This window comes from Glaciimonas soli, assembly GCF_009497155.1.
Lineage (GTDB): Bacteria > Pseudomonadota > Gammaproteobacteria > Burkholderiales > Burkholderiaceae_D > Glaciimonas > Glaciimonas soli.
Genome location: NZ_WINI01000005.1, coordinates 53061 through 66273, shown reverse-complemented (window position 1 = coordinate 66273; position 13213 = coordinate 53061). Strand labels below are relative to the sequence as shown.

Sequence of the window (13213 nt, the reverse complement as noted above, 5' to 3'; positions counted from 1 at the left end):
CTGTCCTCATTGCAATAGATATTGCAAAAGATGACGGGCAGACGCGAACACAATTCATCTGGAGATACCATGACAGCACTCGTCATTGCAGAACACGATAACGCTAGCCTGAAAGGCAGCACACTCAACACCATCACCGCAGCAGCACAATGCGGTGGCGAAGTCCATGTACTAGTTGCGGGCAAAGACTGCGGCGCAGCAGCACAAGCAGCAGCGCAAGCGGCTGGTGTGACTAAAGTATTGGTTGCCGATGCAGCTTATTTTGCCGATGGCCTGGCCGAAAACATCGCTGAGCAAGCGCTGGCATTAGCCGCTAATTACAGCCACATCCTGGCACCGGCAACCGCTTACGGTAAAAATATTTTGCCACGCGTAGCGGCTAAACTTGATGTTGGTCAGATTTCAGAAATCACCAAAGTTGATAGCCCTGATACGTTCGAACGTCCTATCTATGCTGGTAATGCGATTGCTACTGTGCAGTCCAGCGATGCGATCAAAGTAATCACAGTACGTACGACCGGCTTTGATGCCGCAGCCGCAGGTGGTTCTGCCGCGATTGAAAATATCAGCGCTGCTGCTGATTTTGGCAAATCGACTTTTGTCTCTCGTGAATTAGCTAAGTCAGATCGTCCTGAATTAACCGCTGCAAAAATCATCGTTTCTGGCGGTCGTGGTTTAGGTTCAGCTGAAAACTTCAAGATTCTCGATCCATTGGCCGACAAACTCGGTGCCGCGTTGGGTGCATCACGCGCTGCAGTGGATGCTGGTTTTGTGCCGAACGATTGGCAAGTTGGCCAAACCGGGAAAATCGTCGCCCCTTCTTTGTATATCGCTGTTGGTATTTCTGGCGCGATTCAGCATTTGGCCGGGATGAAAGACTCGAAAGTCATCGTCGCTATCAACAAGGATGAAGAAGCACCGATTTTCTCGGTAGCTGATTACGGCATCGTTGGCGACTTGTTTGAGATCGTACCGCAACTGGTAGCTGAATTAGGCTAATGGTTGGTCCCTCTCTGCCTTGCATAAAGGCGAGAGTGGCTTACTTATATTACGCGTTTAAAAATATAAAAGGCGAAATGCCAGGGCGGAATTGCGCAAGTGATGCCGCCTATTTTTTTGGAGAAGATAATGCCTTACGTCGCACCATTGAAGGATATGTTGTTCGTATTAAACGAGTTGGCAGGAATGGAGCAGGTTGCCCAGCTTCCCGGCTGCGAAGACGCGACTGCAGAAACAGTTGAAGCAGTATTGCATGAGCATGGAAAATTTTGCAGTGAAGTGTTGGCGCCGTTAAATCGCTCAGGTGATGTGGAGCCAAGTTTTTGGCATGACGGTCAAGTCACGACCAGTAAAGGTTTCAAAGAGGCCTTTAAAGCATTCGGTGAGGCGGGGTGGATGGGATTGCCGCATCCTGTCGAGTTCGGCGGCCAAGGTTTACCGAAAACCGTCGCGACACCTTGCATTGAAATGCTCAATTCTGCCAACTTGTCGTTTGCGTTATGTCCGCTGCTCACCGACGGTGCGATTGAAGCGTTCATGACTGCCGGGACTGAGGAGCAAAAGAATACGTATCTGGAAAATATGATTTCCGGAAAATGGACCGGCACCATGAATTTGACCGAACCACAGGCCGGCTCTGATCTGGCCTTGGTACGCACGCGTGCGGTATCGCAGGGCGACGGTACTTTCAAAATCTTCGGAACCAAAATTTTCATCACTTATGGTGAGCATGATATGGCTGAGAATATCATCCATCTCGTGCTGGCACGGACGCCGGATGCGCCAGAAGGCGTCAAAGGAATTTCACTTTTCATCGTTCCAAAATTTTTGATCAATGCCGATGGCACATTGGGTGCACGCAATGATGTGCAATGTGTTTCGCTCGAACATAAATTAGGTATCAAAGCCAGCCCGACGGCAGTTTTACAGTTCGGTGATCATGGCGGTGCGATCGGTACTTTGGTGGGCGAAGAAAATCGCGGCCTGGAATATATGTTCATCATGATGAACGCAGCGCGTTTTGGCGTCGGCATGCAAGGTGTTGGTATTGCCGAACGTGCTTATCAAAAAGCGGCAGCATTCGCCAAAGAGCGCGTGCAATCACGTGATCTGGCCGGCTCTGCTGGCGCGGTAACGATCATTCATCATCCCGATGTACGTCGTATGTTGATGACGATGCGGTCGCAAACTGAAGCGGCACGCGCTCTGGCTTATGTTGCAGCGGCAGCGTCGGATGTCGGGCATAGCCATGCTGATGAAGCAACGCGTAAAGAGAATCAGGCGTTCTACGAATATCTGGTCCCTATCGTCAAAGGCTGGTCTACCGAAATGGCGATTGATGTTGCGTCTAACGGTGTGCAGGTTCACGGCGGCATGGGTTTTATCGAAGAAACCGGTGCGGCGCAGTATTATCGTGATGCGCGGATTTTGGCGATTTATGAAGGCACAACCGCGATCCAGGCCAATGATCTGGTTGGTCGAAAAACTGCACGCGATGGTGGTGCCGTTGCCAACGGTATCATCGCGCAAGTACGTTACACGCATCAGCAACTGGCGGGCAGCAGTAATGCCGACCTGATCGCCATCAGTAAACAACTAGCCCTGGCTGCAACAGCGTTAGAGCAAGTAGTTGGCTATGTTGTCGCGAATGTCAAAAGCGATATCAAAGGCGTGTTCGCTGGTAGTGTGCTTTATTTGAAATTGGCCGGCATTGTTTTGGGTGGTTGGCAATTAGGGCGTGCCGCATTGATTGCACAAGAGAAGTTGCAATCAGGGCAGGGCGACGCCAGTTTCTATCGCGCCAAAATCGGCACTGCACGTTTCTTTGCAGACCACATATTGGCGCAGGCGGATGCGCATCGCGTGGCTATTATTGAGGGTAGTGCAGGCGTCCTGGCGCTGACTGAAGATCAGTTTTAATAAAGTCGTGATCAATAAAAAACGCACACCGAGGTGTGCGTTTTTTTATTTTATCGACGTCGTCCCGTCATCTCTGACCCGGCATCTGGTCGTAATTTCAAGGCAAATGGCAGAGAGCTGGCAGCAATGATGGCGATCAGTAAAAATGCTGGCCAAAAGTCGGCTGTGACCAGATTTTTGTGACCTTGTAATTGCATCGACAGTTGTAAGGCGAAACCACCTATGGTGACGCCCAGACCAATTGCCAATTGTTGTGCGACGCTGGTCAAGCTTGTAGCTTGGCTCATTTGCGGTTGTTCGATGTCGGCGTAGGCAATGGCGTTCAGGCTGGTAAATTGCATGGAACGCAAGCAACCGCCGATCAAGAGCAAAGCCATTACCATGGCGTGTGGTGAATCAGCAGCAAGCAAACCAAACGCCGCCATCGAGGCAGCACCAAGCAAGGTGTTATAAACCAGAACATTGCGGAAGCCATATCGTTTTAAGACCGTATTGGTAATGGTTTTAACGAACATTGCCCCCGCCGCAGATGCGCATGTCAACATGCCTGATTGAAATGGCGATAAGCCGAAGCCGAGTTGAAATAGTAACGGCAATAAAAACGGTAATGCCCCAACGCCGATACGGAATAACGAGCCACCAAAAACATTCATCCGCAATGTTGGAATCGATAGCAAGCGTAGATTCAATAAAGGGTGCGGTGTCCGAAATGCATGCCAGACATAAGTGGACAATGACAGGACGCCGACAACTACGCAAATTGCTGAAATATCATTGTTAACCAAATGACGCCCGGCGCTGGCCAAGCCAAACATCAAGCCCGAACAGCCAACTGCAGAGAGTACAAAGCCGATCCAATCAAGCGGAGCAACTTGTTCTTCGCGCAGATTTTCAATAAAACGATTCGCCAGATAGATGCCGAGTATGCTGATCGGGATGTTGATGAAAAATATCCAGCGCCAATGAAAGTAGGTTGTAATGAAACCACCTAACGGCGGCCCGATCACCGGACCGACCAGGGCCGGAATTGTCAGATAGCTAAGCGCTTTAACCAAATCGACTTTCGATACAGTGCGCAAAATCACTAAACGCCCGACCGGTACCATCATCGCTCCACCTACCCCTTGAATAAAGCGGGCGGCGACAAATTGATCTAGTGTGTAGCATAGGCCGCACAGGATAGAGCCGAGCATGAAGACGCCGATGGCGGTGCGGAAAATGGTGCGGGCACCGAAACGATCCGCCATCCAGCCGCTGATCGGAATAAAGATCGCCAGGCTGACCAGATAAGAAGTCATCGCCAGTTTTAACGCAATCGGGCTTTCGCCCATATCAAGCGCCATCGCGGGTAACGATGTGGCAATAACGGTGGCGTCCATGTTCTCCATGAACAGAGCGCAGGCAACAATAAGTGGAGTGAGAAAGACGCGAGAAATTGCCATAGATTTGGATGTGACACGCAAGGCTAGCTGGATAAATAAAATGCAAGCGACAAAAGCACGTCAATAAAGTCCGCCAGTATACCGTTTTGCCAAATTCTTTGCCGATCAGGTAGCATTGATACTTTTAAGACTTACTTATATTACCTAGGTAAGGGGCAAATAACATCCCACGCAGTCAGCGCCCGTCTTCTGCATTTTTCAAAACTGATATGACCCAATCAACAGCAGCCACCTGCTTCGCCTTGCTCGATGATCGCCGTGCTGACGCCGGCGTCGCCGCATCGCGTTTATATAGCCGCCATCAAACAACCTTGCAATGTTGGCAGCTTGTGCAACTGTCGCAATTGATTACTGATATGCAGGCGGCCATGCAACAGGGTTTGCATGCAGTAGCGTTGTTCAATTATGAATTGGGCGCGGAAATGCAGGGCATCTCAACTGCTGCAAATGCTGCCATCCGTGCAGAACAAATGACTGAACCACTGGCGCAGATACTCTTATTTGAACAATGCCAGCAATTGCGTGATGCAGAAGTCAATAGCTGGTTACTGCAACAAATTCAGGCAGAAAACCCAGATCAGACTGATGCAGTATCGGGCATCGCCAATCTGCACGCCAACGTCAGCGAAACGAAATTTACCGCCGCAATCGACCGTATTCATGCTTACATAGAAGCGGGCGACACCTATCAAGTTAACTACACTTATCGCCTGCGTTTTGATGTCTACGGCAATCCCTTATCGTTGTATCGTCAATTACGACAGCGACAGTCGGTTTCTTATGGCGCTCTGATTGCATTGCCAGATGGTCGTATGGTGTTATCGCTGTCGCCAGAATTGTTTGTGCGCTATGCGCAAGGGTTGTTGACTGCGAATCCGATCAAAGGAACCGCGCCAGCCAGCGGTGATGCTGAACACGATAAACAAGTGGCGCATGCATTGGCAAATGATCCTAAAAATCGCGCAGAAAATCTGATGATTACCGACTTGCTGCGTAACGACTTGGGCCGCATCGCCCAATTGGGCACGGTGCGGGTGCCGCAATTATTTGAGGTCCAGCGCTATAACACCATCTTGCAAATGGCTTCTACCGTACAAGCGCAGTTACGCACCGACGTCACACTGCAAGAAGTGATTGCTGCGTTGTACCCTTGTGGCTCGATTACCGGCGCACCCAAGCATCGTACTATGCAAATCATCGCTGAGTTGGAACCGGAGCCACGTCGTTTATATACCGGGGCAATAGGGTGGTTTGATGCGCCCGCAGCAGAACATGCGATAGGCGATTTTTGTCTATCGGTACCGATTCGCACGTTGTTGTTGGAGGCAGAGCAGCATGGTGTGCGTGCAGGTGAACTCGGTGTCGGTGCTGGCATCGTGTACGACAGTGTCGCCGCTGATGAATATGCCGAATGCGCATTGAAAGCTAAGTTTTTAACCGGCATGCAAGGTGAATTTTTGCTGTTTGAAACCATGCACGTAACGACAGAAGGCTGTCGTCATCTGGCATTGCATTTGCAGCGCCTTCATGCTTCAGCAACGTATTTTGGGATTGCATGCGATGAGATTGACTTGCGCCAGCAACTCAATGCTTATTGCGCAGCATTGCCCGCCAACGCAGCGTATAGATTGCGTCTGACTTTGTCTGCCAACGGATTGGCGGACATCAGTAGCGCACCGTTAACACCATTGCAAACGCCAGTGAAAGTACTGTTATCTACACAGCCTACGCAAGCCGATGACATTTTCTTACGTCACAAAACCACGGTGCGTAATCGTTACGATCAAGCCTGGAAAGCCGCGGAACAACAGGGCGCTTTCGATACACTGTTTTTTAATCAGAGCGGCGAGTTAACTGAAGGCGGGCGTAGCAACGTGTTTGTTAAACTGGATGGTCATTGGTATACGCCGCCCTTAACTGCAGGAGTGCTGCCAGGCGTGATGCGTAAAGTAGTACTGGATGATCAGACATGGAACGCTGTCGAACGCACATTAACGTACGCAGATGTGCGAGCGGCAGAGCAGATCATGGTGTGCAACGCGCTGCGAGGCACACTAGAGGCAGTGCTAGTGGCCTAAGCCCTGCTCAATAAAACTGTGCCAAGAATGGTACTTCTTTCACCAGCAAAGGCAGCAAACGTGCCGCAGCAAGTGAGCCAACAATACCAACCACGGTAATCGACAACATCGCCAGCGACAAACGGATGATCAAGCCGCGATTGCGGGCGCGTAACACCAGCGGCATATTCACCAATACACTGGCAAGCGAAGCGATGACCGCGCCGGTTGACGCAACGTGGGCGGAAATCGAATTGCCGGTTAACAAGCTGGCGGCAGCGGCGACTGCACTGGCGCTGGAAACCAGGCCGCCGATCAGGCTGACAGCATAGAAACCGAGCTCACCAAAGCTATCTTGCGTAATCACACCAGCGATATGCAGCAGCAAAAATAACAGACCATATTTGAATGCTGCTCTCAGTGAAAATGGTAATGGCAATTCGACTGGCCCGACCTGATGATTATCGGTTGTGTGCGTCGCATTGCGATCCATGAAAAACCAGGCAGCGTTAATCAAGAGCATGAATGCAAACGGTACGGCAGCGGTGAGAGCGGCAGTAGGTGCCAAGATAAATAAGATACAAGCATTGCGGATCGTCATCGCTGCAGTTGCTAATAAAATGCCGCGATAGGCTGCGCTGATGGTTTCGGGGTGATTGTCTTTAGCTCGCGAAGCCATTTCATTGACGGTCACGCTACTGTTGACTAAACCACCTAAAAATCCGGCGAGCGCAATACCGCGGGCGCCATAGATTTTCCAGAGCACATAGTTGATGAAGCCGATGCCGGCAATCAGGATTACTGTGAGCCAGGCTGCGCGCGGCTCGATCAGATGCCAGGGACCGATGGCACCGATCGGCAAGGCAGGATAAATTACAATCGCCAAAATGGCTAACAAAAGGGCGGAGCGCATTTCCGCTTCAGTTAGTCCGGAACTGAAATTGGCAAACCGGTCTTTCCATGCCAATAATGCGGTGATGGTGACCATTACCGATGCCGGTGTGGCGGTATGACCTTTACCGCAGAGGATGCCAACGATGCAGGTGGCCAGCATGGCAGCAGAGGTGGTGAGCTCAGTGCTGGCATGCGTACGTAAGCGTTGTATGTTTAAAAAAGCGGCTAAGCCACCGGTCATGATGAAGACCAGATAGGCATAATTATCACCAACCAGCCCACCCATGCCACCCAACAAAGCGACCAGACCAAAAGTGCGTAAGCCAGCTTCCTTGCCGCGTCGTTCGCGCTCTAAGCCAATCAATAAACCAAGTGCCAGTGCCAGGCCAAGTCGCGTCAGGCTATCGATGTACGGCCATTGCGCATCAGGCAGAGACATCCCAATCTGGATGATTGGCTGGGCAGCGGTGGCAATAGTATGGGGATCTGTGATGGGCATCGGGACAAAGTATTATTGATGAATATTTTATCAAACGCGTTTTTCTCCCATCGCTCGCAAGTGTGGGAGACGACTTAAGTCGAATTAAAACGCAATAATCACAACCGATCCAGCGACGATCAAAGAGCCGCCAATGGCGACCGGCCACGTCAGTTGTTCACCCGCGAATACCAAGCCAAGTACGATCGCAAAAGCGACACTGAGTTTGTCGATAGGCGCGACCTTTGAGATTGGGCCGATTTGCAGAGCATGGTAATAACACAGCCACGATAAGCCAGTCGCAATCGCCGATAGCGCCAGAAATAGCCAGTTTGAAGCACCCACCAATGCTGGCTTTTGCCATTCATCCCGTAAGGTGACGATACCTGCGATCACAAATAAAATGATCACGGTGCGAATGAAAGTGGCAAAGTTGGAATTCATGCCAACCACGCCGAACTTGCCAAATATGGCGGTCAGGCCAGCAAAAAATGCCGAACCTAGTGCGAAGATTTCCCAGCTGGGGCGTAAGTTCATGTTCGGATTCCTCGATATTTTTGATCGCTACGATGTTACGCGCATTTTCAAAAAAGGATAAGTCAAAACTCCTTCTCCCGCAGCAGGGAGAAGGAGCTTAGGGAGAGTAATAGGGAAAAGCGGGACGGGGACCAGGAGGGCAAGTCGGCTAATCCCAGTGATTTACTTCAACGCAGCCGTCTCCGGCAATTCCGCTTGTGACCAGCCACCACCGAGTGCTGCGATCAGCTGCACACTGGCGGCTAAACGACGATTCTGAATACTCAGGGCAGTATTCTCGGCGGTCAGCGCTGTAGCTTGGGCAGTAACGACGCTGGTGTAATTGGTGATACCGGCTTTGTATTGATTCAAAGCCAGTTGTACCGAGTAGCGTGCCAATTTCACGGTTTCATCTTGCACTTTCGCTTCTTCTTCCAAGATTCGCAAAGCTGCCAAATTGTCTTCGACCTCCTGGAAGCCAGTCAGCACAGTTTGTTTGTAGACTGCGGCCGCAGCGTCGTAACTGGCTATTGCCTGAGCGGTTTGCGCCTGGCGTGCACCACCATCGAAGATGGTTTCTGCTAAAGCAGGTCCAAGCGACCAGACACGACTAGGCAGTGTCAGCAAATTGCCAAAACTATTACTTTGGAAACCGCCAGAGGCGGATAGCGTCAGTGATGGGTAATATGCCGCTTTAGCGACACCAATCTGCGCATTGGCAGCAGCAGCGCGGCGTTCTGCTCCACTGATGTCTGGTCGACGCTCAAGCAAAGTCGATGGTACGCCAGTCGGTATCGCAGGTGGGGTCGGCACCAATGGTGCCTGAGTTAATTTAGCAATCGAAAACGTCGATGCCGGCTGACCAATCAACAACGCAATTGCATGTTCCATTTGGGCGCGTAGTACGCCAACATCCAGGGCTTGCGCCTGCGCTGATTTCAATTGAGTTTCAGCTTGAATCACATCGGCTTTGGCAGCAACGCCAGCAGCGTATTGGTTTTTAGTCAGTTGATATGACTTTTCGTAGCCAGCTACGGTATCGTCTAACAATTGTTTTTGTGCGTCGAGTACGCGCAATTGCAAATAATCTTGTGCCAATGACGATTGCGCGCTCAGGCGCACGCCTTGCAAATCGGCTGCACTGGCTTGGGCAGTGGCGCGATCCGATTCGACCGTGCGCTGTATTTTTCCCCAGAGATCCGGTTCCCAACTGGCGGTGCCTGATAAGGCGTAATCGTTGGAGACAGTGTTACCGGCACCACTATTGATATTGCTGCGGCTGCCATTACTAATGGCGCCACTGCCGGAACGTGTTGCCGAACCAGTTGCACCGATAGTAGGGTAATAGGCTGCGCGTGCTGATTGCACCACGGCTCTGGCTTGACGGAATTGCGCTTCGGCTTGCATCAGATTCTGGTTGGAGATGTCGATCTGGGCAACTAGGGAATTCAAGATCGGATCATTATAGGATTCCCACCATTTTTCACTGAGCGCATGATCTTGCGGTTCGGCTACTTTCCAGTCTTTGGATTCTTTGAATGCGGTAGGGATGTCCGTGTTCAAAGTTGGGCGCACGTAATCAGGACCAACCACGCAGGCGCTCAAACAGAGGGTAGTGATGGTTAATGCCAGGATGCTTTTATTCATACTAACTCCGAAATTTTTATTCATTGACATCAGACCGTTGCCTCATCTGGATCAGGGGCTCGTCCACCGCGGTGATCCCATTTGTTTTTACTCCACAAACGCATCCAATCCATACACAGATACACCACAGGTGTCGTATACAAAGTCAGCAACTGGCTCATGATCAGACCGCCGACAATCGAAATACCCAGCGGTGTTCGCAATTCAGCGCCATCGCCAGCACCAAGTGCCAATGGAATCGCTCCGAATAGGGCAGCCATGGTGGTCATCATGATCGGGCGGAAACGCAATACGCACGCCTGGAAAATTGCATCGCGAGGCGACAAGCCTTGATGTCGTTCGGCGTCTAATGCAAAGTCGATCATCATGATGGCGTTTTTCTTGACGATACCGATCAGCAGAATTACCCCGATCAATGCGATTAAACTGAATTCCGTTTTGGTCAGCAATAGTGCCAGCAAAGCACCGACACCAGCGGATGGCAAAGTAGAGAGAATGGTGATCGGATGTACATAACTTTCATACAAAACACCCAGTACGATATACACCGCCAGCAACGCCGTCAAAATCAATAGTGGCTGATTGTCCAATGACGATTGAAAGACATTGGCAGTGCCCGCAAAAGTGCCGTGCACGGACGTCGGTACACCAAGCTTGGCCATCGCAGCGTTGATAGCGATTGTGGCGTCTGACAGCGATGTTCCTTCCGGCAGATTAAACGAAATTGTCGCGGCGATAAATTGACTTTGATGATTCACCGCCAGGGCCGTGTTAGTCGCCGCAAAAGTCGCAAACGATGACAACGGAACTTGATTTTCCACTGCAGTTGACAGGGTTTGTGCCAGCGAAGAATTGGATGATTGCTGGCCGCCCGCTGTCAAGGTTGGAGGCGTACCCAATGCCGAGGTAGTAGCCGATAAGTTTGCATTGAGCGGCGTGATACTAATATAAGTATCTTTTAAAATTTGCGGACTTTGCCAATATTGCGGTGCCGCTTCCATCACCACATGATATTGGTTCATGCCGCTATAAATCGTTGAGACTTGACGTTGACCAAATAAATTGTTGAGCGAAGTGTCAATCAATTGTGGCGTGGCACCGGTACGAATTGCGGTTTCACGATCTATCGTGACGGTGGTTTGCAGACCTTTGTCATTCTGATCGGTATTGACGTCTGTCAGCTCGGGTAACTTGGAAAGTGCCAGTTGAATTTTAGGCGCCCAGGTGCGTAATTCGTTCAGATCATCGGATTGCAAAGTGTATTGATACTGCGCATCGCTAGAACGACCGCCGGCCCGAATATCCTGCACTGATTGTAAAAATAAACTCGCTCCCGGGACATGACTGGTTTTTACGCGCAGGCGTGCGATCACCTGGTCGGCGCTCATTTTGCGTTCAGATAAAGGTTTGAGTGTAATAAACATCGTGCCCCTGTTACGCTGACCACCACCAGTGAAGGCAATCACGTTATTCACAGCAGGGTCTTTTTTGACGATATCGACAAACTCATCGAGTTTCACCTTCATCGCTTGATATGAAATCGACTGATCGCCTTGAATACCACCGATCATCCGTCCGGTGTCTTGTTGAGGGAATAACCCTTTTGGAACGATTTTATATAGATGTATGTTGAGAAAAATTGTGCCGACTAAAATCAGTAACATCAATAGCGGAACATTTAACGCCCATGCCAACGAACGTTTATAGCCGTTTAGCATCGCATCGAACATGCGTTCGGTGTAGTCAAAAAAGCGTCCTTGCTTGCGATGTGGTTCGTGCTTCAACAAGCGTGCACACATCATCGGCGTGGTAGTTAGGGACACGATCAGTGAAACAAAAATGGCGGCCGACAAGGTCACGGCAAATTCGCGGAACAAGCGGCCCACAATGCCGCCCATCAGTAAAATCGGAATGAAAACGGCGACCAGAGAAATACTCATGGAGAGCACGGTAAAGCCCACCTCACGCGCCCCTTTGATGGCCGCATCGTAAGGCTTCATCCCATTTTCGACATGGCGTGAGACGTTTTCCAGCACCACAATGGCATCATCGACCACAAAACCAGTGGCAATCGTCAGCGCCATCAAGGATAAATTATCCAGGCTGTAACCGAGCAAATACATAATCCCAAACGTCCCGATCAGGGAAATCGGTACCGCCACGGTAGGGATCAGTGCTGCGCGGGCATTACGCAAGAATATAAATACCACCATGATCACCAAGGCAATCGACATCAGCAACGTGTGTTCGGTATCTTTAAGCGATGCCCGAATTGTCGGCGTCCTATCCATCGCCACTTTCATCGTGATGGCGGCGGGGATTGATGCATTCAGCTGCGGCAGCATGGCGCGGATCTGATCCACGGTTTCAATAATATTGGCACCGGGTTGCTGTGTGATGATGATCAGAATCGCAGGCTTCCCATCGGCTGATCCGGCGTTACGCAAATCCGCCACGGAATCGACGACATCGGCAACATCAGAAACACGTATCGGCGATCCGTTGCGATAAGAGACGACTAACGGCTTATATTCGGCAGCGGTACTGACCTGATCGTTGGCGGTAATGGTCCAATTTTTATTGCCCTCTTCCAGCATACCTTTGGGACGATTGGCATTGGTGGCGGCGACTGCATTACTGACGTCGGCGCTGCCGATGCCGTATTTATTGAGCGCAGTCGGGTTCAGTTCTATCCTGACAGCAGGTTGTGAACTACCGCCTACGCTAACCTGACCAACGCCTTGTACCTGTGATATTTTTTGCGCCAGAATGGTGTCGGCAACATCATACATTTGGCCTTGCGTCATGCTGTCAGAAGTTAACGACAGAATCAGGATAGGTGCACTGGACGGATTAACTTTGCGATAGGTCGGGCTGCTAGGCATACCGGTCGGCAGCAAATTGCGAGCAGCATTCAACGCCGCCTGGACATCACGCGCGGCACCATCGATATCGCGGCTAAGGTCAAATTGCAATGTGATACGAGTCGAGTTCAGCGAACTCGATGAAGTCATTTCTGTGATGCCAGCAATTGAGCCTAGCGCACGTTCCAGCGGTGTTGCTATGGTTGCCGCCATGGTTTCCGGACTGGCACCAGGCATTGATGCCGAAACCGAAATCGTCGGCAAATCAACTTGCGGTAAAGGCGAAACCGCCAGCATGCGGAACGCCACCAACCCTGCTAACGCAACACCGATGGTCAGTAGCGTGGTGGCAATCGGCCGTTGAATAAACGGGAGTGAAATATTCATCTGTTTCTC

Annotated in this window: 8 protein-coding genes; 3 read left to right on the top strand and 5 right to left on the bottom strand. The window is 50.7% G+C overall.

Annotation, left to right across the window (positions count from 1 at the left end; genetic code table 11):
- The first annotated feature begins 69 nt into the window (after positions 1 to 69).
- Both GEV47_RS10935 and GEV47_RS10930 read left to right on the top strand, forming a co-directional pair.
- Positions 70 to 999, top strand: a complete 930-nt coding sequence (locus tag GEV47_RS10935; protein ID WP_153234817.1) for an electron transfer flavoprotein subunit alpha/FixB family protein — start codon at positions 70 to 72, stop codon at positions 997 to 999.
- Positions 1000 to 1128: 129 nt separating this feature from the next.
- Positions 1129 to 2919: an acyl-CoA dehydrogenase gene (locus tag GEV47_RS10930; protein ID WP_153234816.1), complete on the top strand. Its 1791-nt coding sequence runs from the start codon at positions 1129 to 1131 to the stop codon at positions 2917 to 2919.
- 50 nt (positions 2920 to 2969) lie between these two features.
- Here the strand turns inward: GEV47_RS10930 and GEV47_RS10925 are convergent, their stop codons facing one another.
- Positions 2970 to 4361: an MFS transporter gene (locus GEV47_RS10925; protein WP_153234815.1), complete on the bottom strand. Its 1392-nt coding sequence runs from the start codon at positions 4359 to 4361 to the stop codon at positions 2970 to 2972.
- A gap of 209 nt (positions 4362 to 4570) precedes the next feature.
- Here GEV47_RS10925 and pabB point away from each other — a divergent pair, with 209 nt between their 5' ends.
- Positions 4571 to 6439, top strand: a complete 1869-nt coding sequence (gene pabB / locus GEV47_RS10920; protein ID WP_153234814.1) for an aminodeoxychorismate synthase component I — start codon at positions 4571 to 4573, stop codon at positions 6437 to 6439.
- A gap of 7 nt (positions 6440 to 6446) precedes the next feature.
- On the opposite strand, the gene GEV47_RS10915 is transcribed toward pabB, so the two are convergent.
- The 4 genes from GEV47_RS10915 to GEV47_RS10900 all read right to left on the bottom strand — a co-directional run bounded on the left by GEV47_RS10915 (position 6447) and on the right by GEV47_RS10900 (position 13204).
- Entirely contained in the window at positions 6447 to 7751 is a 1305-nt protein-coding gene (locus tag GEV47_RS10915) for an MgtC/SapB family protein (protein WP_228124665.1), read from the bottom strand.
- 144 nt (positions 7752 to 7895) lie between these two features.
- A complete protein-coding gene (locus GEV47_RS10910) occupies positions 7896 to 8327 on the bottom strand; it encodes an EamA family transporter (RefSeq protein WP_153234812.1) in 432 nt (143 codons plus the stop codon).
- A gap of 162 nt (positions 8328 to 8489) precedes the next feature.
- The gene (locus GEV47_RS10905; RefSeq protein ID WP_153234811.1) at positions 8490 to 9953 is read right to left on the bottom strand and encodes an efflux transporter outer membrane subunit; all 1464 of its coding nucleotides are present in this window, start codon (positions 9951 to 9953) and stop codon (positions 8490 to 8492) included.
- 29 nt (positions 9954 to 9982) lie between these two features.
- Positions 9983 to 13204 carry an efflux RND transporter permease subunit gene (locus GEV47_RS10900; RefSeq protein ID WP_153234810.1) on the bottom strand — a complete coding sequence of 1074 codons (3222 nt, stop codon included), beginning with the start codon at positions 13202 to 13204 and terminating at the stop codon, positions 9983 to 9985.
- Positions 13205 to 13213 lie beyond the last annotated feature (9 nt).

Coding starts and splice junctions, on each gene's coding strand:
- GEV47_RS10935 (WP_153234817.1), top strand. CDS start 70: ATGACAGCACTCGTCATTGCAGAACACGATAACGCTAGCCTGAAAGGC.
- GEV47_RS10930 (WP_153234816.1), top strand. CDS start 1,129: ATGCCTTACGTCGCACCATTGAAGGATATGTTGTTCGTATTAAACGAG.
- GEV47_RS10925 (WP_153234815.1), bottom strand. CDS start 4,361: ATGGCAATTTCTCGCGTCTTTCTCACTCCACTTATTGTTGCCTGCGCT.
- pabB (WP_153234814.1), top strand. CDS start 4,571: ATGACCCAATCAACAGCAGCCACCTGCTTCGCCTTGCTCGATGATCGC.
- GEV47_RS10915 (WP_228124665.1), bottom strand. CDS start 7,751: ATGTCTCTGCCTGATGCGCAATGGCCGTACATCGATAGCCTGACGCGA.
- GEV47_RS10910 (WP_153234812.1), bottom strand. CDS start 8,327: ATGAACTTACGCCCCAGCTGGGAAATCTTCGCACTAGGTTCGGCATTT.
- GEV47_RS10905 (WP_153234811.1), bottom strand. CDS start 9,953: ATGAATAAAAGCATCCTGGCATTAACCATCACTACCCTCTGTTTGAGC.
- GEV47_RS10900 (WP_153234810.1), bottom strand. CDS start 13,204: ATGAATATTTCACTCCCGTTTATTCAACGGCCGATTGCCACCACGCTA.